Source organism: Pseudomonas sp. NPDC089534 (assembly GCF_044749305.1).
Lineage (GTDB): Bacteria > Pseudomonadota > Gammaproteobacteria > Pseudomonadales > Pseudomonadaceae > Aquipseudomonas > Aquipseudomonas ekonensis.
Genome location: NZ_JBIVHR010000010.1, coordinates 46,010 through 68,160 on the forward strand (window position 1 = coordinate 46,010; position 22,151 = coordinate 68,160).

The 22,151-nt window shown below is 60.4% G+C and carries 21 protein-coding genes and 2 pseudogenes; 13 read left to right on the plus strand and 10 right to left on the minus strand.

Annotated elements, in window-relative coordinates:
• The first annotated feature begins 2 nt into the window (after positions 1-2).
• Complete coding sequence (locus ACIP0B_RS04705) at positions 3-1,262, plus strand: NAD(P)/FAD-dependent oxidoreductase (RefSeq protein WP_400830159.1); 1,260 nt, start codon at positions 3-5, stop codon at positions 1,260-1,262.
• 56 nt (positions 1,263-1,318) lie between these two features.
• On the opposite strand, the gene ycaC is transcribed toward ACIP0B_RS04705, so the two are convergent.
• Positions 1,319-1,951: an isochorismate family cysteine hydrolase YcaC gene (gene ycaC / locus ACIP0B_RS04710; protein WP_400830161.1), complete on the minus strand. Its 633-nt coding sequence runs from the start codon at positions 1,949-1,951 to the stop codon at positions 1,319-1,321.
• Between the two features lie 214 nt (positions 1,952-2,165).
• Here ycaC and ACIP0B_RS04715 point away from each other — a divergent pair, with 214 nt between their 5' ends.
• Complete coding sequence (locus ACIP0B_RS04715) at positions 2,166-3,725, plus strand: diguanylate cyclase (RefSeq protein ID WP_400830162.1); 1,560 nt, start codon at positions 2,166-2,168, stop codon at positions 3,723-3,725.
• A 141-nt stretch (positions 3,726-3,866) separates the two neighbouring features.
• Complete coding sequence (locus ACIP0B_RS04720; RefSeq protein ID WP_400830164.1) at positions 3,867-4,709, plus strand: hypothetical protein; 843 nt, start codon at positions 3,867-3,869, stop codon at positions 4,707-4,709.
• Positions 4,710-4,760: 51 nt separating this feature from the next.
• Here the strand turns inward: ACIP0B_RS04720 and ACIP0B_RS04725 are convergent, their stop codons facing one another.
• Positions 4,761-6,956 carry an OsmC domain/YcaO domain-containing protein gene (locus ACIP0B_RS04725; RefSeq protein WP_400830166.1) on the minus strand — a complete coding sequence of 732 codons (2,196 nt, stop codon included), beginning with the start codon at positions 6,954-6,956 and terminating at the stop codon, positions 4,761-4,763.
• Positions 6,957-7,138: 182 nt separating this feature from the next.
• Between ACIP0B_RS04725 and ACIP0B_RS04730 the strand changes: the two genes are divergently transcribed.
• Positions 7,139-8,008: a GyrI-like domain-containing protein gene (locus ACIP0B_RS04730; protein ID WP_400830167.1), complete on the plus strand. Its 870-nt coding sequence runs from the start codon at positions 7,139-7,141 to the stop codon at positions 8,006-8,008.
• 55 nt (positions 8,009-8,063) lie between these two features.
• On the opposite strand, the gene ACIP0B_RS04735 is transcribed toward ACIP0B_RS04730, so the two are convergent.
• On the minus strand, positions 8,064-8,957 hold the full coding sequence (locus ACIP0B_RS04735; protein ID WP_400830169.1) for a LysR family transcriptional regulator: 894 nt from the start codon (positions 8,955-8,957) through the stop codon (positions 8,064-8,066).
• Positions 8,958-9,062: 105 nt separating this feature from the next.
• On the opposite strand from ACIP0B_RS04735, the gene ACIP0B_RS04740 reads away from it, so the two are divergent.
• From ACIP0B_RS04740 to ACIP0B_RS04755, 4 genes are all read left to right on the plus strand, one after another.
• The gene (locus ACIP0B_RS04740; protein ID WP_400830170.1) at positions 9,063-9,521 is read left to right on the plus strand and encodes a GFA family protein; all 459 of its coding nucleotides are present in this window, start codon (positions 9,063-9,065) and stop codon (positions 9,519-9,521) included.
• Positions 9,522-9,535: 14 nt separating this feature from the next.
• A complete protein-coding gene (locus ACIP0B_RS04745; RefSeq protein ID WP_400830172.1) occupies positions 9,536-9,985 on the plus strand; it encodes a GFA family protein in 450 nt (149 codons plus the stop codon).
• A gap of 167 nt (positions 9,986-10,152) precedes the next feature.
• Positions 10,153-11,406 (plus strand): HNH endonuclease, encoded by a 1,254-nt coding sequence (locus tag ACIP0B_RS04750; RefSeq protein WP_400830173.1) that lies wholly within the window; start codon positions 10,153-10,155, stop codon positions 11,404-11,406.
• Positions 11,407-11,587: 181 nt separating this feature from the next.
• Positions 11,588-11,992 (plus strand): DUF6632 domain-containing protein, encoded by a 405-nt coding sequence (locus ACIP0B_RS04755; protein ID WP_400830175.1) that lies wholly within the window; start codon positions 11,588-11,590, stop codon positions 11,990-11,992.
• Between the two features lie 115 nt (positions 11,993-12,107).
• On the opposite strand, the gene ACIP0B_RS04760 is transcribed toward ACIP0B_RS04755, so the two are convergent.
• The gene (locus ACIP0B_RS04760) at positions 12,108-13,088 is read right to left on the minus strand and encodes a GyrI-like domain-containing protein (protein WP_400830176.1); all 981 of its coding nucleotides are present in this window, start codon (positions 13,086-13,088) and stop codon (positions 12,108-12,110) included.
• A gap of 257 nt (positions 13,089-13,345) precedes the next feature.
• Between ACIP0B_RS04760 and ACIP0B_RS04765 the strand changes: the two genes are divergently transcribed.
• Entirely contained in the window at positions 13,346-13,747 is a 402-nt protein-coding gene (locus ACIP0B_RS04765) for a hypothetical protein (protein WP_400830178.1), read from the plus strand.
• Positions 13,748-14,053: 306 nt separating this feature from the next.
• Positions 14,054-14,572 carry an isochorismatase family protein gene (locus ACIP0B_RS04770; protein WP_400830179.1) on the plus strand — a complete coding sequence of 173 codons (519 nt, stop codon included), beginning with the start codon at positions 14,054-14,056 and terminating at the stop codon, positions 14,570-14,572.
• A 151-nt stretch (positions 14,573-14,723) separates the two neighbouring features.
• Here the strand turns inward: ACIP0B_RS04770 and ACIP0B_RS04775 are convergent, their stop codons facing one another.
• On the minus strand, positions 14,724-15,179 hold the full coding sequence (locus tag ACIP0B_RS04775; RefSeq protein ID WP_400830181.1) for a hypothetical protein: 456 nt from the start codon (positions 15,177-15,179) through the stop codon (positions 14,724-14,726).
• Positions 15,180-16,146: 967 nt separating this feature from the next.
• Between ACIP0B_RS04775 and ACIP0B_RS04780 the strand changes: the two are divergent.
• Positions 16,147-16,380, plus strand: a pseudogene (locus tag ACIP0B_RS04780) (transposase domain-containing protein); the annotation flags it as partial.
• Positions 16,381-16,395: 15 nt separating this feature from the next.
• On the opposite strand, the gene ACIP0B_RS04785 reads toward ACIP0B_RS04780, so the two are convergent.
• The 4 genes and pseudogenes from ACIP0B_RS04785 to ACIP0B_RS04800 form a co-directional block, all read right to left on the minus strand.
• Positions 16,396-16,896, minus strand: coding sequence for a GNAT family N-acetyltransferase (locus tag ACIP0B_RS04785; RefSeq protein ID WP_400830182.1), 501 nt, complete (start codon positions 16,894-16,896; stop codon positions 16,396-16,398).
• 1,657 nt (positions 16,897-18,553) lie between these two features.
• A pseudogene (locus tag ACIP0B_RS04790) lies at positions 18,554-19,063 on the minus strand (NUDIX hydrolase).
• Positions 19,064-19,372 (minus strand): hypothetical protein, encoded by a 309-nt coding sequence (locus ACIP0B_RS04795; RefSeq protein ID WP_400830183.1) that lies wholly within the window; start codon positions 19,370-19,372, stop codon positions 19,064-19,066. It abuts the pseudogene before it with no gap.
• Positions 19,372-19,737, minus strand: a complete 366-nt coding sequence (locus tag ACIP0B_RS04800; RefSeq protein ID WP_400830185.1) for a hypothetical protein — start codon at positions 19,735-19,737, stop codon at positions 19,372-19,374. The genes ACIP0B_RS04795 and ACIP0B_RS04800 overlap by 1 nt, the downstream gene beginning before the upstream one ends.
• Positions 19,738-19,953: 216 nt before the next feature.
• Here ACIP0B_RS04800 and ACIP0B_RS04805 point away from each other — a divergent pair, with 216 nt between their 5' ends.
• A complete protein-coding gene (locus tag ACIP0B_RS04805) occupies positions 19,954-20,130 on the plus strand; it encodes a DUF2986 domain-containing protein (RefSeq protein WP_400830186.1) in 177 nt (58 codons plus the stop codon).
• 35 nt (positions 20,131-20,165) lie between these two features.
• Here ACIP0B_RS04805 and ACIP0B_RS04810 read toward each other — a convergent pair whose 3' ends face one another.
• Entirely contained in the window at positions 20,166-20,792 is a 627-nt protein-coding gene (locus tag ACIP0B_RS04810) for a LysE family translocator (RefSeq protein WP_400830187.1), read from the minus strand.
• Positions 20,793-21,013: 221 nt separating this feature from the next.
• Here ACIP0B_RS04810 and ACIP0B_RS04815 point away from each other — a divergent pair, with 221 nt between their 5' ends.
• Entirely contained in the window at positions 21,014-22,057 is a 1,044-nt protein-coding gene (locus ACIP0B_RS04815) for an alpha/beta hydrolase family protein (RefSeq protein ID WP_400830204.1), read from the plus strand.
• Positions 22,058-22,151 lie beyond the last annotated feature (94 nt).

The following is a 22,151-nucleotide window of genomic DNA, read 5'->3' on the forward strand; positions in this document are numbered from 1 at the left end:
AAATGACCGACGACACGCACGACATCGCCGTGGTCGGCGCCGGCATCATCGGCGTGGCCTGTGCGCTGCGCCTGGCGCGGCAAGGCCTGCGGGTGGTGGTGATCGACCGGCAGGCGCCCGGCCACGGCGCCTCGTTCGGCAACGCCGGGCACCTGGCGACCGAGCAGGTGTTCCCGATCGCCGACCTGTCGATCCTCAAGCGCCTGCCGGCCATGCTCATGGATCCCATGGGCCCGCTGCGCCTGGACTGGAAATACCTGCCCCGGGCCCTGCCCTGGTTCGCCCGGTTGCTGCTGAACCTGCGTTCGGCGCCGTTTCGCCACACCGTGGCCGGTCTGCGGGCGCTCAATGAACACTCGCTCGCGGCCTGGCACCGGTTGCTCGGTGACATCCAGCGCCCCGACCTGCTGAAGGTGGACGGCTCGCTGCTGGTGTTCGAACGGCCCGAATCCCGTGCGGCCATCGAAGCGCTTCAGGCACGCATGCGCCAGCAACAGGTGTCTGCGGACTTTTGGCAGGCCGGTGCGGTGCAGGCCGTCGCGCCGCAGCTCAGCCCGAACATTCAGGGCGGGTTGTTCTTTCCCGCCACCGGGCATTTTCTCGACCCTTACCGGGTCGTGCGCGAACTGGTCGACGCCGCGAAATCCTGCGGCGTGCAGTTCATGACGCGGCAGGTACAGGGCGGCCGGCTGAACGGCCAAGGCGTCGCGCTGACGACCGACGCCGGCGCACTGCATGCCCGCCGCGTGCTGATCGCCTGCGGCGCCCACTCGGCACCGCTCACCGCTGCGCTGACCGGCCAACGGGTGCCGCTGGACACCGAACGCGGCTACCACCTGATGCTGCCCCAGGAACACGCACGCCTGCCCTTCCCGGTGACCTCGCTGGAGCGCAAGTTCATCATGACGCCGATGGCCGAAGGCTTGCGGCTGGCCGGCACCGTCGAGTTCGCAGGCCTTGAACGCCCGCCGACCATGGCCCGCGCCTGGCAGCTGCACCGACTGAGCGACGGCCTGTTCCGCACCGCGCTGAACGCCGACGCCGCCACCCCCTGGATGGGCTTTCGCCCCTCGCTGCCGGACTCCCTGCCGATCATCGACCAGGCCTGCGACGGCAAGGTGCTGCTCGCGTTCGGCCACCAGCACCTGGGGCTGACCCAGGCGGCGGTGACGGCGGAACTGGTGGCGCGGATGGCCTCCCCGCTGACGGCTGCGGGCGGGCCTCTGCCGGATCTGGCGCCGTACCGGTTGAGCCGGTTCTGAAACGACAAAAGGCCTGCTTTCGCAAGCAGGCCTTTTGTTTCAGCGGTCGAGCTCGATCAACCCTGACGCGCCGACAGCGCCGCGTAGCTGTTCATCAGGTTGCGGTAGTTCGGGATGCGCTGGGACAGCAGGTTGCCCAGCCCTTCGATGTCGTTGCGCCAGTCGCGGTGCAGCTCGCAAGCCACCGAGAACCAGTTCATCAGTTGCGCGCCGGCCGCCGACATGCGGGCCCAGGCCGCTTGCTGCACCGTGGTGTTGAAGGTGCCGGAGGCATCGGTCACCACGAACACCTCGAAGCCTTCGGCCAGCGCCGACAGGGTCGGGAACGCCACGCACACATCGGTCACGACGCCGGCGATGATGATCTGCTTGCGGCCGGTGGCCTTGATCGCCTTGACGAAGTCTTCGTTGTCCCAGGCGTTGATCTGGCCAGGACGGGCGATGTACGGCGCATCGGGGAACATCTCTTTGAGCTCCGGCACCAGCGGGCCGTTGGGGCCTTGCTCGAAGCTGGTGGTGAGCACGGTCGGCAGGTCGAAGAACTTGGCGAGGTCGGCCAGGGCCAGCACGTTGTTCTTGAACTCGTTCGGCGAGAAGTCCTGCACCAGCGAAATCAGGCCGGTCTGGTGATCCACCAGCAGTACGATGGCGTCGTCTTTGTTGAGGCGGTTGTAGGTGAAAGCGGTCATGGGTGGATCTCCTTTTTCATTGTTGAAGTGCGTTGCGTTCAAGATGTGCACAGATTAATGAGTCACCCGCAGGTGATAAACCGGCTGAAACGCGCTTCACCGTCAACTCAAACAGGACAATCCAGCAACAACCTCAAGAGCGGCCCGACCTTGGCGCCGATCCTTGTCATAATGGCCCCCTGCAATACGTCCAGAATGCCCCAAGGAGATGTTGATGCTCGGACGCAACCGGCCAGAGCTGACAACAGACCACGCCACACCGCCCCCTTCCCGCCACGCCAAAGCCGGATCGACCCTGCGCCTGACCGTCAGCTTCATGCTGGTGGTGGTCATTGCCTTCGTGGCGGTCGAGAGCTGGCGCACCTGGCGCGACTACCGGGCCGCGTTCGCCTCTGCCCGCGACTCGGTGACCAACCTGGCCCGCGCCACCGCCCAGCACGCCGAAGACACCATCCGCCAGGTCGACGTGCTCACCGCCGGGCTGTGCGAGCGGGTCGAGGGCGACGGCCTGCAGAACATGGACGTCAAGCGCATCCACAACCTGTTGGTGCAGCAGTCGAAAATCATGCCGCAGCTGCACGGCCTGTTCATCTACGGCCCGGACGGGCAATGGATCGTGACCGACAAGGAGGTCACGCCGGAGATGGCCAACAACGCCGACCGCGACTACTTCCAGTACCACCGCACCCACGAGGACCGGCAGGTGCGCATCGGCCAGGTGGTGGAGAGCCGCTCCACCCACGACCTGATCATTCCCATCTCCCGACGGCTGAACAATCCCGACGGCTCGTTCGCCGGCGTGCTGCTGGGAACCGTGAAGGTCAGCTACTTCGTCGACTACTACGGCGACTTCAGGATCGACGACAAGGGCGCCCTGGTGCTGGCCCTGCGCGACGGCACCATCCTGGTACGCCGCCCGTTCATCGCCCAGGTGGTGGGCAAGAGCCTGGCCGGCAGCGAGATCTTCAAGACCTACCTGCCCAGCGCCAACACCGGCACCGCGCAGATCAAGGCCGTGGTCGACGACACCGAACGCCTCTACGGCTACCGCGCCCTGACCACCTACCCGCTGGTGGTGGAGGCCGGGCTGTCCCGCGACTCGATCATCGCGCCCTGGCGCCGGGACCTGTTGAAGAACGGCCTGGTGCTGGTGTTCCTGATCGGGGTGCTGTCCACGTTCGGGCTCATCGTGCTGAACCAGTTGCGCCAGCGCATGGCCATGGAACGCGAGATCCGCCAGGCCCACCAGACCATGCGCGACATGGCGCTGACCGACAGCCTCACCGGCCTGGGCAACCGCCGCCGGCTGGACGCGGCGCTGGCCGACGAGATCCGCCTGGCCCGCCGCCAGGGTTCGGCGCTGTCGCTGATCATGCTCGATGTCGACCACTTCAAGCGCTACAACGACCGTTACGGCCATGCCGCCGGCGATGATTGCCTGAACGCCGTCGGGCAGGCGATCAGGCAGGCGGTGAAACGCCCCAGCGACCTGGCCGTGCGTTATGGCGGCGAAGAGTTCACCGTGCTGCTGCCCAACACCGACAGCGCCGGGGCCATCGAGGTGGCCGGGCAGATCCTGGAGGCCATCCGCTCCTTGCGGCTTGAGCACAGCGGGCATCCGCTGGGCTACGTCACCGCCAGCGCCGGGATCGCCACCGGCCATCCGGTCACCGACGACGTCACGCCGGCCACCTTGCTCAAGGCGGCGGACACCTGCCTGTATCAGGCCAAGCAACAGGGCCGCAACCGCTGGTGTTGTGCGCACCCGGCATGATCGGCCGGCAGCCCGAGTGCTGGCGAAGGGACCCGAATCAGGTCTGACACACCTGTCAACTCTGACAGTTATGCGCTGTTGGTTTCGTTGCTACGTTACGGGCTCACGGATCCCCCCGTGAGCCTCTACAGGGAGCCAGCCATGAACAACAGCATGAAAGCCTCGATCAGCTACTACGAAGAGACTTTCGTCGGCCAAGACGATTTCGAGATTCTCCGGGTCGGCAACCGCTATGTCGTGCAGGCAAGCCAGACCTTGCCGGACGGTGGAAAGCACTACATTAACTTTCGGGTTCCCGTGGACATTCCGGGCGACGGTTCGCCTGTGACGCTGTCCTTGGTGCTCGACCCCATACAGCCTGATCAAGCCCGTGGCGAGTACATCAGGCTGTCAGCAGGCGGAAGCGGACACTTACTGGGTTCCCGCTCAGGAAAGCTGACCTTGAGCCTGGACGCGCAGACGCAACAGATGAAGGGCGATTTCCAGTTCGAGGTCCGGCTCGGTGACACTCCCGTCAATATCAGCGCGGGCAGCTTCGACATCACAGGCATCACCGATGGCGTCGCAGACACAACCGGCAGCGGCACATTCACGGCCACCAGCGCCTGGGGCGACTTCCGGGCCGATGAAGTGAGCATCGAGCTCAAGGAACTGCCGCTCGATCCCGTCCGTTACTGGGAAGTCGTGGGCCGCATGCCGATGGACACAGGCGTGCCGCCGCAGAAGGCTCACATCGGCCTGTTCATCAAGGAACACGTGAAGGCCGGGCCTCACGACCTCAAAGACAACCCGGATGTCTGGGTCACCTGCTTCAGGCCGCACGCCGGCTATCTGGCTCAAGCCGCGGCCGGAACCCTCACCCTCACGTCGCTTCCGGGAACCGGGCACGCCAAGGGCACGCTCGCGGCGGACTTCGAGGAGAACGGCAAGACCGTGCACGTCAAAGGCGAATTCGACATCAGAAGCGCCACCCGGCACGGCTGAAGCGGCCGAGCACAAAAAAAGCACCCGAAGGTGCTTTTTTTGTGGAGCCGATCAGCGGGAGAACGCTGCCCGGGCCGCGTGCAGTTTCTTGTAGCTGTCGATCAGCCGCAGGTGCCGGTCGAGCCCTTCGAGCTTCATGCTGGTCGGCGTCAGGCCGTAGAAGCGCACGCTGCCGTCCACCGAGCCGATCACCGCGTCCATCCGCTCGTTGCCGAACATCCGGCGCAGGTTGGTCTCGTAGTCGGCCAGTTCCAGTTCGTCGTCCAGGTGCACTTCCAGCACCGCGTTCAGCGCCTGGTAGAACAGCCCGCGCTCGACCGTGTTGTCGTTGTACTGCAGGAAGGCCTCCACCAGTTCCTTGGCCTGCTCGAAACGCTGCAGGGCCAGGTGGATCAGCAGCTTGAGCTCCAGGATCGTCAGTTGGCCCCACACCGTGTTGTCGTCGAACTCGATGCCGATCAGGGTGGTGATGTCGGTGTAGTCGTCCAGCTCGCTGTTGTCCAGACGCTTGCCCAGCACCCGCAGGCTGCGGTTGTCGAGGCTGTGCAGGTTGAGGATGTCTTCGCGGAACTGCAGGGCCTTGTTGGTGTTGTCCCAGATCAGGTCCTCCACCGGGTAGATCTCCGAGTAGTCCGGCACCAGGATCCGGCAGGCCTGCGCGCCGAGGTGGTCGTACACCGCCATGTAGACTTCCTTGCCCAGGTCTTCGAGGATGCCGAACAGGGTCGCGGCCTCCTGGGCGTTGGAGTCTTCGCCGTGGCCGGAGAAGTCCCACTCGACGAATTCGTGATCGGCCTTGGCGCTGAAGAAACGCCACGACACCACGCCGCTGGAGTCGATGAAGTGCTCGACGAAGTTGTTCGGCTCGGTCAACGCATGGCTCTCGAAGGTCGGCGGCGGCAGGTCGTTCAGGCCTTCGAAGCTGCGGCCCTGCAGCAGTTCGGTGAGGCTGCGCTCAAGCGCCACCTCGAAGCTTGGGTGGGCGCCGAACGAGGCGAACACGCCACCGGTGCGCGGGTTCATCAGGGTGACGCACATCACCGGGAACTCGCCGCCCAGCGACGCATCCTTCACCAGCACCGGGAAGCCCTGCTCCTCCAGCCCCTGGATGCCCGCGACGATGCCGGGGTACTTGGCCAGCACCTCTTGCGGCACGTCCGGCAGCGCCAGTTCGTTTTCCAGGATCTCGCGCTTCACCGCCCGTTCGAAGATCTCCGACAGGCACTGCACCTGCGCCTCGGCCAAGGTGTTGCCGGCGCTCATGCCGTTGCTCAGGTAGAGGTTTTCGATCAGGTTGGACGGGAAGTACACCGTCTCGCCGTCGGACTGACGCACGAACGGCAGCGAGCAGATGCCGCGCTGGGTGTTGCCGGAGTTGGTGTCGTACAGGTGCGAGCCGCGCAGTTCGCCGTCCGGGTTGTAGATCTCCAGGCAGTATTCGTCGAGGATCTCGCTCGGCAGCGCGTCTTTCGGGCCCGGCTTGAACCAGCGCTCGTCCGGGTAATGCACGAACGGCGCGTTGGCGATCTCTTCGCCCCAGAACTGGTCGTTGTAGAAGAAGTTGCAGTTGAGCCGCTCGATGAACTCGCCCAGCGCCGAGGCGAGCGCGCTTTCCTTGGTCGCGCCCTTGCCGTTGGTGAAGCACATCGGCGACTGCGCGTCGCGGATGTGCAGCGACCACACGTTGGGCACGATGTTGCGCCACGAGGCGATCTCGATCTTCATGCCGAGGCCGGCCAGGATGCCCGACATGTTGGCGATGGTCTGCTCCAGCGGCAGGTCCTTGCCCGCGATGTACGTGCCCTCGCCCGAGCCCGCACTCGGCATCAGCAGCGCCTGGGCGTCGGCATCGAGGTTTTCCACCTCCTCGATCACGAACTCGGGGCCGGTCTGCACCACCTTCTTCACGGTGCAGCGATCGATGGAGCGCAGGATGCCCTGACGGTCCTTGGCGCTGATGTCCGCCGGCAGCTCGACCTGGATCTTGAAGATCTGGTTGTAGCGGTTCTCCGGATCAACGATGTTGTTCTGCGACAGGCGGATGTTTTCGGTGGGAATATTGCGGGTCTCGCAATACAGCTTCACGAAGTAGGCCGCGCACAACGCCGACGACGCCAGGAAGTAGTCGAACGGCCCCGGTGCCGAACCGTCGCCCTTGTAGCGGATGGGCTGATCGGCGATCACCGTGAAGTCGTCGAACTTGGCTTCAAGCCGAAGGTTGTCGAGAAAGTTGACCTTGATTTCCATGCGGGGTTACCAGAATAGCGGGCTGTACGAATTGGCCGCCATTATCCGGCTTTTGCGCCGGAAGTCTTGTGCGAATGTCGTCCGGTCGCCGGACGGAGCCCTGCGTTGAGCAAACACGGCTAGGTGCGCAGCCTGCGCCATCGCCGATTCTATGGCCGACCGTAACCCAGGAGCCTTGCCCCGTGGCAGACACGCCGACCCGAACCGCCTACGCGAAACGCTTCAACGCCGTGCTCGCCTACATCGACGCCCACCTCGAAGGCGATTTGTCGGTGAAGGCGCTGAGCCGGGTGGCGAACTTCTCCGAGTTCCACTTTCACCGGCAGTTCTCCGCGTTCACCGGCGTGCCCGTCTCGCGCTACGTGCAGCTGATGCGCCTGCGCCGGGCGGCGCACACCCTGACCGCCCAACCCGGCCACTCGGTGCTGGAGGCAGCCTTCGACGCCGGCTTCGAAAGCCCGGAAGCGTTTTCCAGGGCCTTCCGGCGGGCGTTCGGCCACTCGCCCGCCGCCTTTCGCAAGGCGCCGGACTGGAAGCGCTGGCACACGGTCTTCGCCATCCCTCACTTTTCAAGGAACATCGCCATGCAAGTCAACATCGTCGAATGCCCCCGGATCCGCGTCGCCGCCCTCGAACACCGCGGCGCACCGGGCCTGCTCAACGCCAGCGTGCAGCGCTTCATCCAATGGCGCCAGCAGAGCGGCCAGTCGCCTGTCGCCTCCAGCCGCACCTTCGGCATCCCCTACGGCAACCCCGACACCATTGCGCCGGAAGATTTCCGCTTCGACATCTGCGGCGAGATCCACGAAGCCGTGGCGCCGAACGACGTCGGCGTGCGCGAACTCGTCATCCCCGCCGGCCGCTGCGCCGTGGTGCGGCACGTGGGCCCGACCGATCACGTGGGCGAAACCATCTACCCGGTCTACCGCGACTGGCTGCCGGGCAGCGGTGAGGAACTGCGTGATGAACCTTTGTTCTTCGAGTACCTGAGCGTGGGGACGGATGTGCCGCAGGCGCAGTGGCAGACGGATGTGTATGTGCCGCTGAAGTAAACGCGAGGCGCACGTTCGACCTGCGTCTGGCACCCGCGCCGGAGATGCCCGCCGGTCAGTGGTCCGCCAGAAAACGTGACATCGACTGCGCCAACGCATCGAACACCAGCGCGATGCGGCGCACCCGCCGCAGGTCATGGTGCATGGCCATCCAGATGTCCACCCGGAAATCCACCGACTGCGGCAACACCCGCACCAGCCCGTGCCGCCGCGCCAACTGGCTGGAACAGACGCCGATGCCCAGCCCGGCCCTGAGCGCGGCAAACTGGGCCAGGTGATTGTCCGTGCGCAACACCGTGCGGGCCGAGGCGCAGAGAAAGCCCTGCTGCTGCAGAAACCCCACCTCCGTCAGATTGCGGTCGGGGCCGATCAACGGGTATTCGCTCAACTCGTCAGTGCTGCGGGGCGCGCCCTTCTGCCCGAGCAGATCCGCCGTGGCGTACAGGCCGATGCGCAAGTCCCCCACATGGCGGGCGACGACGGCCGCCTCGGTCGGGCGCCGGATGCGCACCGCCACATCGGCCTCCTGCAAGGCCAGGTCTTCCAGGCGGTTCGACACGCTGAGTTCGACCGTCAACTGCGGCTGGGCCGTGCGGATTTCGCGCAGCATGGGCGGCAGCACTTCCACGCCGAGCAGTTGGCTGCTGGTGACCCGCACCGTCCCGCCCGGCACGCTGGCCTCGGCAGAGGCTGCGCGGGTAAAGGCCTCGGCCGCCATCGCCATGGATTCGGCATGGCCGATCAGCTCTCGGGCGGTGTCGGTGGGCATCAGCCCCGCCGGCGAGCGGACGAACAGGCTCATCCCGACGCTCTGCTCTAGCGCATCGATGCGCCGCCGCGCGGTGGCCTGGGCGATGCCCAGCGCACGGGCGGCGGCGGACAGGCTGCCGGTGCGCAGGACGGCCAGGAAGACGCGCTGGGTTTCCCATTGGAGTTGAGGGGCGTTCATACATTTCCTATGAGCGGCTGGGCAAGTTTGATCAATTCTAATCAATCTAAAACTCGCGCATGCTTTACCCGACCCCTCAAATCGCACTGACACGAGACCTGATCCATGACACTTGCCGGTGGATGCCGCTGCGGCGCCGTCACTTACCGTTCCACGACCGACCTGCCGCTGGCGGTCTACGCCTGCCATTGCCAGCACTGCCAGGCCTGGAGCGGCAGCAGCTTCGCGCTGCACGCCCTGCTGCCCGGCGACGCCTTCACCGTCGAAGGCCCCACCACCGAATACGCTTACGAAGACCACGGCGTACGCTCACGCCATCACCTGTGCGCGACCTGCCACACGCGGATCTACAACACCACCTCCGCCGCACCGGGCCTGCGGGTGCTGCGCGCCGGCACACTCCATGAACGCGCCGCCCTGAGCCCCGTGGCGCACATCTGGGTCAAGCACAAACAGCCGTGGCTAAGCCTGCCCGCCGGGATCCCGACCTGGCCCGAAAGCCCCACTCCCGAAGCGTTCGCCGCGGCGTTGAGCGGTGCCGGCCAACCAGCCTCCAACCCTTGAAAGGAGACATCCCCGTGACCGACCCAACCCCCTGCGCCACCGGCAGTTGCCGGTGCGGGCAAGTGACGTTCCAGGCGTCAGGCCGACCGGTCATGACCAGCGCCTGCCACTGCACCGGCTGCCAGAAAATGTCCGCCAGCGCGTTCTCCCTGACCGCCCTGTTCCCCGCCGAACGCTTTGCCGTCACCCAAGGCACCCCGGTCATCGGTGGCCTCCACGGCCCGACCCGCCACTATTTTTGCCCGCACTGCCTGACCTGGCTGTTCACCCGCCCTGCGCAGAACGAGGCGTTTGTCGGCGTGCGCAGCAGCCTGCTGGACAAGCCGCAGGACTATGCGCCGTTCATGGAGACCTGGGTGTCGGAGAAGCTGCCGTGGGCGGGTACGGGGGCGACCGTCAGCTTTGAGGGGTTTCCCGAGGTGGGGGATTATGCGGGGTTGATGGAGCGGTTTTTGCGGGGGTGATGTTGGGTTGGGGGCTGTCAGCAATGTTCGCGCTCTGAATGCTAATCCTGATCCAACCGTGGCAATCTCGTGAAAGTCTTTTGCCGAAAGAAACTACTCTCTGAAGCCTCCCAAGATGGTGGCTATGCTATGGGCGCATCAAAGTTGAAACTGAATGGAGTCAAAAGTTGGCATATTACGTCTTCAACATCGGCCTACCCGCCATTACCGAATGGTGGACGCAAAATCTGAATCGCAAGGTCATTACGGCAGGTTACGCTGGCCAGCCTGGTGATCGAGGCGACGTAATATTGAATCAGCTTGCCACAGGTGACTGGATCATCGCCTACGTCAATCAGCATGGTTATGTAGGAGCAGGAATCGTCCAGGGTGATGAGACTTACCGGCTACATCCACAACTACCGGATGGTTCTTTGTCGGATCATCGACACGAACGTGCAGTCGACTGGCGATATTTTATCGAGGATGTAGGTGATGCTGTCAGCATCCACGAAGCTGATCGACAGCAGCCTCGACAAACTAAGGAGAGTATCGGCTCACAGGCCCTTGCCGAAAGGATCATTGGAAAGATCCAAGCACGTTCAGGTGACCGCAAAGGCAAATATGGGAGGCTGCGATGGGAGCTTGTCAGAGAAGCCGTTTTTGACTTTGGCCGTCCGGTATCAGTAGCGGAGGTTCGGGCACTGATCAAGATGCGAGATCCACAATTCAACTCAAAAAACATCAGACCTGATCTGGAAAAGATGTCAGTCAACAGTGATCTCAGAGCTCACTATCAAGGTGTGAAGAAGGGACGCAGGAGTGACTCTGGCCATCCTGCAGACAGACTCTTCAAAACATCCTCTGGCACAAAGGTGCGCTATGAACCCTATGTTCCTGAAGTTCATGGAATTTGGGTACTGCAATACGACTCCTCAGGCGTTGGCACCGTCTACGAGACACCGCAAACATTGATTGCTCGCGCCTCTGCATTGGCCCGTAAGGAGGTCGATGAAATCGAGATAGCGCCAATCGATGGCGAACTGGATGCTCGTAAGCGAATATTGCTTCAGGTTGCCATGCGGCAAGGACAGTCTAACTTTCGTTCATTGATGCTGGCTGCGTACGAAGAAAAATGCGCAGTTACAAGGTGCTCTACAATCGATGTGCTTGAGGCTGCACACATCGTTCCTTATCGGGGTGTCCACACAAACCGAGCTGACAATGGGCTGCTTTTGAGGTCAGACATCCACACACTGTTCGATCTGGGACGCCTCTGGATTGACCCAGACACGATGACTGTCCGTCTCGCCAGTAGCATGCGGGATACCGAGTATTGGAAGTACGAAGGAACTGAAATCTTGCAGCCAAAAGCCATAAATGATCGGCCGAACCCTGAGCACCTGACCAGACACATTCATGATTTAGAAGCTCCAAAATAGAAAGGAAACAATAAAGAGGGCTCTACGGATAATGAGCCTCGCTCGCTCTCGCGCGAGTAAGCACCAGGGTGCGAAAACCTGCAAAAGGGGACAGATCTATAGTTACCAAAAGATCTGTCCCCCCTTCTGTTATCACTCCACTTGGAGTGTGTTCAGAGCCGAGCCCAAAAAGGAGCCCGCCATGACCGCAGTCGATTACCTCAGGTACTTACGCATCGTGCTGGTGTTGGCGGGCCTTGCGTGCCTCGCCCTCTACCCGCTCATGGTGTTCTGGCCGTCCGGCTGGGCCTGGCACACCGGTCACTCGGACTACCCGCTGATGATCGTCGGCCTCTACGCCACGCTTGGCGTGTTCTTGATCCTGGCCGCACGTGATCCGCTGGCCCACCTGAGCCTGATCGGGTTCACCGTGTGGTCCAGCGCCGTGCATGCCGGCATCATGACCGTCCAGGCGGTCACCCAGCCAGGGCAAATGGGGCACTTGGCGGGTGATGTGCCGGCGCTGTTCATCGTGGCGGTGGCCTTGGCCGTTTTGACGCGGCGTGCGCGGTCGGTCGCTGAGCCCCGGACGCGTAATGGGGCCTGAAGGCCGGGTCAAACACGGTTCGCTTTCTTCAACTCTACATCCCCGCTCTCTGTGCGACAGGACGTCCTCATGCAACGGATTGCGATCTTGGTGATCCGCCAGTAGGTGAGTTGCGTTACAGCGCCCGCACCGGAATGCAGATGTCGCAGCTGAATTCACCGGTCCGGACGTCAAATGCGGTGGCCGCAGAGAACCTCTCAAAGCAAGGCCGGTCGTCGCATTGCAGTCCGCTGGACGGCATCCACTCGCGCGTCAGCCATGTCCAGGCGTTGGCCAGTCCCTCGGTTTTCCCTTTGAAAGCCGCTACGGCATAACGGCCACCCGGCAGGACTTGAGTGTCCACCTGGCCGCCGGCCACAAAATGCGCGGGCACTTCGACGCAAGCGTCATAGCGGCACTTGTCGACCGGCGTGATAGAGGGATCGTCATAACCGATGCCGTAGCACGTTTGGTCACCGAGGCCATTGGAGTGCATCCACGGCGCAATGGCCGCTCGCCAGAATTCGCCGATGGCCGGCCCGTATGGGCCGATCAAACGCTGATACGCGACACGCGCTTTCGGTAGATCAATGATGCGTACTTCCATGGCGATTTCATCCATTGGCCGATAAGAGCCGCCAGATTCACCGAACACGCCCTCGCCTTCCTGATGGAGATTGCCGAAGACCTGATCAGGATTGCTCTCTTGGCCACCGGTTGGCTGCCCGATCGCCGCCGCCTGAGCCTTCAGCCGCTGAGGCGTGCTGTCGCGCCAGGCCGATGGCGTGCAGCCGAACTTGAGCTTGAACGCCCGCGCAAACGCTTCGCCCGACTGGAAGCCGGTGGCCAACGCGGTTTCAAGCACGGTCTCATGGCTGCCGCAGGCCAACCGTAACGCCGCCTTCTCGAGCCGTCGCCGCTGCGCATAACTGCCAAGCGTCTCTCCCATCCAGGCGGCGAAAATCCGATGGAAATGGAAACGCGAGAAGTTGGCGATGTCGGCCAGATGCGCGCCGTCCAGAGGTTGATCGATGTGAGCATCGATGTAGTTGAGCACGCGGTTGATCCGTCGCGCGTACTCAGCGCGGGCGGCTTGGGCGGAGGGTTTGGTGGTCATGTTGGGTAGTCTGAAGGTTACCGTTCATGGGGGGTGAGCTGTTGAGGTTCTGCGACAACCGTAGCTCGTTTTATCGACGAAGGTTTCAGTATTCGCTACTGGCTGATTTTTGCCTGTTGCCGCCGTCAGCTGTGGGTCGAAGGCGGCCTCATTCTCCATGGCGGCGATCGGCCAAAAGCGGACGATCAATCAGGAGTTGTAACAAAGAGTTGTCCGCCATTTAATGAGTGATCGAACATCAGGTTGATGAACCGAAAATGAGTAAATTGGGTTGCACGTGTGGCCATGTGATTACCGATCAGACCGACGGCTTGCCCTATAAGGCGAGCCTGCTTCGCGACGAGGTAGAAAATGAATTTTGGAATGAGGTGCACCGTGAACTCAAACCTCTGGTAGAGGCGGCGGAGTCCGGAGACAAGGCTGCGATCGCCGATGCATTTGGCGAGTTTTCACCCGGGTTCAGCGCTGCTGACGAGCTGCAAGACCGAATATCCAGCCTCTACATTCGCCGAATGTCGACTGCCTACGAATGCCAGAACTGTGGGCGCCTTTGGGTGCAAAAAGATGACAGTGAAAGATTTGTTTCCTATGTCCCTGAGGAAGGTGCATATGGCGCAATCCTGGCAGTGGCATCAGTAAAATCTGAAAATCTGAATTAAGCGTTCGCGATGGGTCGGAAGCGGAGATTGCAATCGGCAGCAATCGGCCAAAAGCGGCCCCCAATTAGCAATACGAGAAGCAGCCATCACCTGAATCTTGCCTCTTGCCAACCGGGGCACCGTGCAGATACTGTCAACCTATGAATCAGCTACGTATTGCCTCGACCACCACTACCACGACCGCCCGAGGCGGGTCGTGAGAGGTGTCGTGAGTCAATAATGCACGATCTTCAAAGGCCCGCCAGTGATGGATAGGGCCTTTTCTTTTGCCCTTGTGTCGCTGGCCCAAACGCAAGGAAAAGCACTATGCATGCACTGTTGATTCTCGATATGCAGGTTGGATTGTTTCATGGCCCAGAAAAACCATGGGCGGGTGAGGCGCTGCTAAACACGTTGAATAGTCTGTTGAATAAAGCCCGCAGGGCCGGCGCGCCCATTTTTCTTGCTCGCCATGTGGGGCCGCCCGGCTCACCTATCGAACCAGAAAGCCCGTTGACGCAATTGGTGGAGGAACTGCTGCTGAGGGGCGACGAAGTGATTTTCACAAAATGCCGGCCTAACGCTTTCGCCATGACTGACCTGGCCGATCGACTAAAGGCTTGTGGTGCTCAAGGCGTGGTGATTGCCGGAATGAAGACCCAGTATTGCGTCGACAGCACCTGCCGCGCCGCACGAGATCTAGGATTCGATGCAGTGCTGATCGCCGATGGTCATACCTGCACCGATACTCCCGCTTTGAAGGCCGAAAGTATCGTCGCTCATCACAATGCAACCCTGGCGGGCCCATTCTGTCGTGTCGTTCACGCTGCGGACTGGCGTTTCTGACCGCCATTGATAGATCGGCTCAAGTTCTGGGTCGATCTGTCCGTTTTGGGTGGCTTGTGTTTCCACGGCAGGCAGCAATCGGCCAGAAGCAGACATTCGGCATCAGGAACCGACAGTGAAGAAACATCGAATGATTTTATCGCGTTGCCGCCTAGCAGAACTTCCACCATCGCTTGCGCGGCAGTGGCAGGTCATGAAGGCGTAGGTACCAGATACGCGGCTCGGGGGTATTGTCCCACGGGCAAATCTCGAGGTATTCGCTCAACGCGTCATAACTCAAACGGTTGCCTAACCCAAACGCTGGCACTTCCACCTCGCGGTCGCCCAAGTAGTAGATCTTTTGCCGCTCATCCTCCGGGCAATCATCTTCCTCAAGGTAAAACTTAGCTGATGCCCAGCGTTCTTCAAACGGTTTCAAGGGCCCGAAATGTTGCACCGGGCTATCGCATGAATGCAGTCGTGATCGCGTCAGAATTCCGTTCTCGATGAATGCGTAGCCGTAGGTGCGCCCGGAGTCGTATTGGCAAAACGGGATGATCATTGCTGGCGAGCCCAGAGTTCTATGCAATTCGCTGGCGTTGTAGTGAGGATTCTCCAGCAGCGGCATAGTTAGCGAGTCGCTGCTGTCAGCGCATTAGCAGGTACGGATTTTCGCGCAGAAGCGCGGTTTCCGGTCTGGCTTGGAGTTTCTCCCGCGCTCAAGAACGTTTTTATACTGCCGTACTCGGAAGAAAACACTCAAAAAACCTGGTAAGTTAAGGGTGATTTACTGCAAAAAATACAGAATACCGAGTAGTTTTTTTGGGAGCAAAAATGATAAATATATACGATGAAGTAGAGTTAATGGCTATACCGTAACAGAAATCCACCATGACAATTAAAGGCGAATTCTATTATGCAGCCTCATTAAAAATCGCACTACCAAACAAAGGAGAGGCTTCTATCTCATTTAAATCTGGAAGCCAATTGGTACTATATTGGGAAGGCGCACGAAAAACTTTACATGCATGCATGCGTGTGATTCAAAACTTTATTCAACTATTGATCCATATATGGAATCCACCGGAGATGCGTTTTTATATCAAAAAGCGAGGAGATATATGACGCTGTATTTGCAACTATTGTGACTGACGCTTCAGCTTAATCAAACTAATATAAATGCAATCCCAATTTCTGTTTTTATCAGTGGTCGCTTTTTCAATTGGAATCAACCGGCAATTTGTGGATGTCCGCTTTTAGCCCAGGCTGTGTGAAAACGCACTGAGTACGTCGATAGCGAAGAGTTGCGTGCATTGCCTGCGGAACAGCAGACGGAAGAGCGAAATGCCCTAGTTGGATACAAAAATGTTCGTAAATGCTGTTTGGACCGCGTCAGCGGCCAAAATAGTCACTGGACGCAAGCGTCCGACGAATTCACCTTCCGAACTCCAGCATTTAGGGCGATGGTGTCCGCGTATTTTTAAGCGGAGCGATCACCCTTATCGCCAGGGTTTCGATGCGCCAACGAAGCTCTTATCCCAAAACCATTCAAAGTTCAAGCCGTTCAGGAATGCCTGCAATCTGGAGCAACCGTGTCCAGTGTCGTCATTGCCGGGTCGCTGCGCAGCGTTAAACGGGCGGCTGGCATCATGAGCCTGATCCAATCGGCGCGCATGAATAGGCATGATCCGTATGCCTATCTCAAAGATGTGCTGACACGACTGCCGACACAGCGGGCCAGTGAGATCGGGTACTTGCTACCGCATCAGTGGACGCTTGCCTGTCTTGTGCAAGGCATGTTGCCTATCCACTTACCAATCATCAGCTGATTGAAAGTTAGCTAATTATCCACACGGCGCTTCTGCATCCAATAAGAGACTCATGTCAAAGCCAGTGATTCGAAAACCTAACTTTCTGTATAAATTCATAGCACGATGATTGTCAGGAGACACTCTGAGCTCTAGCTCACTGATTTTTAGAGCGCCTAGTTCATTTACAAGCTCACAAATAAAACTCTTCCCTATACCTTTACCCTGAAACTCAGGAAGTAAAATTATATCTGACAGAAACGCTGAGTCATTATCAACACTGAACCAAATGTATCCAGCCACCTGCCCCCCAGTTTCGTAAACTCGAAAATGGTTGTTCTTCGTGTTCATTCCTTGCGGCAATGCGACTCTATAGGTTCTGAAAGCCTCTGATCTCGCTTTGGTTTGACTGTAGAGATGGCTGGCCATTAAATCCTGAGCATAATCATCTACAGACAGAATCTCCCATGAATTATATTCGTTATCTCGCATGGGGCGATAAAAAAAAATATCTTTCTCCTTGAGCTCTTCTGTCATTTTTACAACTCCAACTGATTTGTAATGCGTCTGTTCAATAGACCCACGCAGCAGCACTGAATTTAGGGGGTGGGTGTATATCTTCCGGATTCAAATCTTGATCTCATATCAATATTCTAAGAAGCATATCGTCCAACCGCATGCGATCACCCGCGCAGAGCTATTATTACACAGATTTGTCCGTCGACCGAGTGGTAGCAGAGCTGTCCAGTGGTATACGTAAGGTGAACTCACCTAGACAATTCTAGCCATGCAGCAGGCCGCGACCAGACTTGATTATTGGGACGGCGCCCCTCCTGATAACTCCGTGTCCCGGCCTCGCTGGGGTATAAGTTTTTAATCCTTCGATAGCCAGGTTCCGCTGACGGAACCAAACAGTTTGCTCATTAATCCTAGCGTAAGGTGACTCGTTTGTGACTAGCGATCCGTTCCGTGTCCTTGAAGACGCAGATATCGCAGAAGCAGAACGTAACCTTACTTCCATTCTCCTCCCGCCTATGTCGAGTTTTTAAAGGGGGGGGAAGTAACGTGGCGAATGCCTATTTTGAACCTGCTGTTATTCTTCCTGGGAGCAGCGATGTCGACATATTTCAAATTGCCGAGTCAGCATGGAACCATAGCGGTGTACCAAAGGACTGGCTCCCTTTCGTTGAAGGCAATGGCGACTACTTCTGCGTCTCACAAAACCGGTGAGGTAAGTTTTTGGTCTTACAATGGCGCGACGAATGAAAGGTGGCCGAATTTTTCGGCGTGGTTTCAGCAGGTCTGTGTAGAGCGCAATTAATACAACCATGAAAAAAACCGAAAGCGGACACAATAGCCTCGTCTAGATATCAAAATTCAGCCAATTTCCGCCGATGCTGACCGGCAGCTATGGGTCGTAAGCAGACGGCCGCGAACGACTGCTATTGGCCGTTAGCTGCCATTCATGATCGCCAGCATTCCGCAAAGGAAGCCTTGGAACACCTTCACCGATCACTGCAGCTCCTCCTTGGCGCGCCGCAGCAGCCTCGTAACAAGTCGCACGCTGGCCGTGTTCAGCGCCTCGACCATCTACAGCGCCATTGCAAATCCGGCGGCACAATCGCTGGCACCCCACAGACCGTGGGCACTGTCGGTCTAATGGATGCGCGCCAGGCGTAGAAGATGGCTGCCGTGAGTCCAGCTGGCCGGGAGATGGTGGACCAACACGGGCCGGCGTGATTGCCGGGCGAGCAAAAAAAGGCTCCCGCACAGGAGCCAGGTGTGGGAGCAGATTGAGCATAGGGCGGAAGTCAATGTAACGGTGGTGAAAGACCGTAATCGGCCAGTAGTATCAGGCTTGAAAAGCTTCCTGCACGCTGTCTGATTCGAGAATGCTCAAGAGGTGGTGTCGATCAAGCCTCTTGTCGAATCACCGACGGCTCAGTCAGCATCCTCGTTCATGAATGATTGGGCTATGGACGATACGTCCTGGTCGCCATGCCCCATTGATTGCGCGTGCTGAGCCACTTGGCACACAGCGTCGAAGACCGGGGTACGGCGATCACACGCAGCGGAGAACGAAGCGGCAAGGGGCCTGTGCTTCGAGACTTAGGTATCCACACGGCTCTGAAAATGGCGGTGAATGTCTGCTCTTGGCTGTGGATTCAACCGGCCGACGCAACCGCCGGCACGATCAGTACCCTGCGTGACAGCCAGGAAGTGATTGATGTCTGCCGCCGTCAACAGTCAGGCAACCCGCCCCCCCCGCTCCCATCAACATCTGCACCAGATTCTCCGGCCACACCGTTTCCCGCGTAGTGTTCAACGCCTGAACCGACCACCAACGATGCTCGGCCATGACCTTCTTCTCATGCTCGGTCCATTCCGCACGGCAGAGGCCGTTGTCCGGAACATGCACGACAAAGTATTGCTCGACCGCCAACACAGGCTCCCCGCTCGGCAGCAGCAGCGACACTCTGCGCTACGCCACGGGGCCGGCCACTTCGTTGACGTGTATGCCTGTTTCCTCGCGCAGCTCACGGATGGCCGCGGCGTGAAACGTCTCGCCCTCCTCCAGGCCGCCGCCGGGCGTTGCCCAGTGGCGGGTGCCGGCCAAGGCATCGTCGCGGTGGCAGAACTTGAACAGCAGGACTTCCAGAGAAGGGTTGATGACCAGTAACCGGGCGGCCTTGCGCTCTCGCATCTATACGTTCCCTGAGTGAAAAGGCATTTCCAAAGTCTTGGCGATCCTCGCCAAAATGCCCTTGCAGGCGTCAGAAACCACGAGCGGCGGTTCGTTGATCATGTAGAGCAAGTGTTCGAACGCCACGCCCGCCTCGTTGTGGTCGACATAGTCCAGCACAATCTCGCTGCCGTTCTCCAAGCCCGCCTGCGCCAACGCATGGTCATCGGGCACAGGGCCGAGCTGTTCGTAGGCCGTGGACATCAGGGCTGAGACTTCCTTGAGTGCCTCGATGAAGTCGGCCCTCAGGTCGTTGTTCGGGCGCGGCATCACAAGCGCTCGCTCGACAAGCGACTGACGTCTTTGCCTTGAAACACCTTGACCGCCGCATCGAAGAGCAAATAGTGAGCGGCCCGCGCCAGCACCGCCGCAGTGACGGCCAACAACACACTCACGCCGACCTGGCTGTCGAACGACTCGACGGCCATGCCGAGCGTGCTCTGGGCAATCAGGGCGCACGCGATGGCCAGGACATTGCAGGCGATCGCACTGCCGTGAAAGGCGAAGAGCGCAACGACCCATGAAAGCATCACAAGCCCGAGATCTTTTGGGGCTGCACCCATCAAAACCGGCCATATGGAATAAGCCACATACGCAATGATGATGAGTGCAAGAAAAGGGGGAGGCATTTTCATTTCGAGGCGTCGCGATCGGCTGGATTGGCTGCAAGCAAGCGGGGCCGGGATGCTATCCCTGTTTTCAATGACTGTCTGTAGCGCTTCTGTGAAGCGATCCGTCAACGGCAAGCCTTTGCGGCGACCGGACGCAAACGCATTTGAAGGTTGCCGGGCGATTTGATGAAATGGCCGCGCGGCTGTGCGAAGCAGCCGTCGTCTGAAGAGAGTGGAAAAATGAACCGTCGCAAAAAGATCAATCAACTGCTCAAGGCCCACGCGAAAAAGGCCAGCGCCAAACTGGCGCCCAAGAGCAAGCCCAAATACATCTGCAAGGCCGACCGGTTGAAGATGGCGGCCGAGGCCAGTCAGCCGTCGGCCGAGGCTGCGCAGGACGGCGCCGCGCCGGTTTGACCGCTCGGGGCGGTCCGCTGCGCTGGCGCCCCGCCCTACCGCTGCTGCAAGGCGATCTTGACGCCCAGCCCGACAAACAGCGTCCCGATGATTTTCCCTTCCCAGCGCCGCAGCCTCGAAAGGCCTTTGATGCACCGGCTCAACGGGCGGATGCTGACGGAAATCAGGCTGGTGTAGATCGCGCTGAGCCCTGAGAAGATCAAGCCCAGCACGGCGAACTGGCTCAACGACGAGCCTGATTCCGGATGGATGAACTGCGGCAGGAACGCCAGGAAGAAAATCGCGGTTTTCGGGTTCAGCACTTCGGCGCCGACCGCCTGAAAGTAGGCCTGGCCCGGCGTCACGGCGGGCAGTTTGGCCTGTGCGGCTGCGCCCGGCTTGGCCAGAAAGGCGCACACGCCCAGGTAGATCAGGTAACACGCCCCGACGATCTTCACCACATTGAAGGCCAGCGCCGACGTCATGAGAATGGCCGACAGCCCCAGCGCCGCGCTGAGCGTATGGACCAGGTCGCCGGAGGCGACGCCCAGCCCGGTGGCGATGCCCACTTTGCGTCCGCCCTGCAGGGTGCGCGTGATGACCAACAGCACGGCGGGGCCGGGAATCAAGAACAGGCCGATCACCACGGCCACGTACGTCACGATAGATGCCGGATCGAACATCGCGTATCCCCCTCAAGGCAGTTCAGCGCCACAGTTATCCTGATCCAGCCGCCGAAAGCAACCGAGGGCCTTTCTCCCCGTGCGCGCCGACGTGAAAACAGGCTTAATGCCCAGGCAACTGAATGGCCCCGCATCGGGTGTCGACCACGGACGAAGGCAGGCGCGCCCAATGGCGGCCCCTGGTTGTTCGTGCTCTTTTCTGCTCAAGGACGATAACGACATTGAAAACAGCTTTCGGCGCCCTGCTCCTGACCGGCCTGACAACCCTTGCGCTGGCTGACGAGAACCCGGTCGGCTTCCATGCTTCGACACTGCCGGACACGGGCAACGGGCGCGCCGTGGAAATGGTCGTCTGGTATCCCGGCGCGACGGCCGCCGCAACGCAACTGATCGGCGATGACGTGGTGTTCATCGGCGCACCCGCCGTGCGCGACGCGCCGCCCGCGGCCGGCGAGCATCCCTTGGTCGTGCTGTCCCACGGGTTCAGGGGCAACTGGAACAACCAGACCTGGCTGGCCAGTGCCTTGGCTCACCGGGGTTACATCGTCGCCGCCGTCAACCACCCCGGCACCACCACCCACGACCGCAGCCCTGAGGCCGCGGCGCAGTTGTGGCAACGTCCCGTCGACATCAGCCGGGCCATTGAGGCCGTCACCGCCCAGCCTGAGCGGTTCGGTGCGGTGGCCGAGCGTCGGATCGCGGTCATGGGCCACTCGTTGGGCGGCTGGACTGCGCTGGAAATCGCCGGTGCCCGATTCGATCCGCAGCGCTTCGCCGATGACTGCAAAGCCCACCCGAAATTGGCCAGTTGCACCGTTTACCGGCAGATGAACCCCGCAGGCACCGCAGCATCCAAAACCGCCCAGAGCGCCGACTGGCGCGATAAACGCGTCACAGCGGTGGTCACGTTGGACCTGGGCCTGTCACGGGGGCTGACCGATGCAAGCCTTGCCGCGCTGCCGGTGCCCGCGTTGGTGATCGCCGCCGGCGTACCGTCGCCGGAGCTGCCCGCACAGCTGGAGTCCGCCCACTTGGCCAAGCGTTTGCCCCCGGCCTCAAGCACTTACGTCGAAATCAGCGACGCCAGTCACTTCAGTTTCCTTTCGCTGTGCAAACCCGGCGCGCAGGCATTGCTCGAAGAAGATTCGCCCGGCGACGGCATCATTTGCCGGGATGCCGACAACGGCCGCCCGCGTGAGGCGATCCAGCAGCAGGTGACTTCGCTGATCACCGAGTTTCTGGCGCAGACGCTCCCTGGCCGATGAACGGCGGAATCCACCGTCGCAAGCCCCGACACCTCCCCCAGCATCACCAGTTGCGCGAATGCCGACGGCGGTCTTGCGGTGAGATGGATGACCT

Excerpts from the sequence above, each read along its gene's own strand:
- ACIP0B_RS04725 (WP_400830166.1), bottom strand. The coding sequence starts at position 6,956 with ATGGAAATCAAGGTCAACTTTCTCGACAACCTTCGGCTTGAAGCCAAG.
- ycaC (WP_400830161.1), bottom strand. The coding sequence starts at position 1,951 with ATGACCGCTTTCACCTACAACCGCCTCAACAAAGACGACGCCATCGTA.
- ACIP0B_RS04705 (WP_400830159.1), top strand. The coding sequence starts at position 3 with ATGACCGACGACACGCACGACATCGCCGTGGTCGGCGCCGGCATCATC.
- ACIP0B_RS04715 (WP_400830162.1), top strand. The coding sequence starts at position 2,166 with ATGCTCGGACGCAACCGGCCAGAGCTGACAACAGACCACGCCACACCG.
- ACIP0B_RS04740 (WP_400830170.1), top strand. The coding sequence starts at position 9,063 with ATGACACTTGCCGGTGGATGCCGCTGCGGCGCCGTCACTTACCGTTCC.
- ACIP0B_RS04775 (WP_400830181.1), bottom strand. The coding sequence starts at position 15,179 with ATGCCGCTGCTGGAGAATCCTCACTACAACGCCAGCGAATTGCATAGA.
- ACIP0B_RS04795 (WP_400830183.1), bottom strand. The coding sequence starts at position 19,372 with ATGCCGCGCCCGAACAACGACCTGAGGGCCGACTTCATCGAGGCACTC.
- ACIP0B_RS04765 (WP_400830178.1), top strand. The coding sequence starts at position 13,346 with ATGAGTAAATTGGGTTGCACGTGTGGCCATGTGATTACCGATCAGACC.
- ACIP0B_RS04810 (WP_400830187.1), bottom strand. The coding sequence starts at position 20,792 with ATGTTCGATCCGGCATCTATCGTGACGTACGTGGCCGTGGTGATCGGC.
- ACIP0B_RS04800 (WP_400830185.1), bottom strand. The coding sequence starts at position 19,737 with ATGAAAATGCCTCCCCCTTTTCTTGCACTCATCATCATTGCGTATGTG.
- ACIP0B_RS04770 (WP_400830179.1), top strand. The coding sequence starts at position 14,054 with ATGCATGCACTGTTGATTCTCGATATGCAGGTTGGATTGTTTCATGGC.
- ACIP0B_RS04720 (WP_400830164.1), top strand. The coding sequence starts at position 3,867 with ATGAACAACAGCATGAAAGCCTCGATCAGCTACTACGAAGAGACTTTC.
- ACIP0B_RS04735 (WP_400830169.1), bottom strand. The coding sequence starts at position 8,957 with ATGAACGCCCCTCAACTCCAATGGGAAACCCAGCGCGTCTTCCTGGCC.
- ACIP0B_RS04760 (WP_400830176.1), bottom strand. The coding sequence starts at position 13,088 with ATGACCACCAAACCCTCCGCCCAAGCCGCCCGCGCTGAGTACGCGCGA.
- ACIP0B_RS04785 (WP_400830182.1), bottom strand. The coding sequence starts at position 16,896 with ATGACAGAAGAGCTCAAGGAGAAAGATATTTTTTTTTATCGCCCCATG.
- ACIP0B_RS04805 (WP_400830186.1), top strand. The coding sequence starts at position 19,954 with ATGAACCGTCGCAAAAAGATCAATCAACTGCTCAAGGCCCACGCGAAA.
- ACIP0B_RS04755 (WP_400830175.1), top strand. The coding sequence starts at position 11,588 with ATGACCGCAGTCGATTACCTCAGGTACTTACGCATCGTGCTGGTGTTG.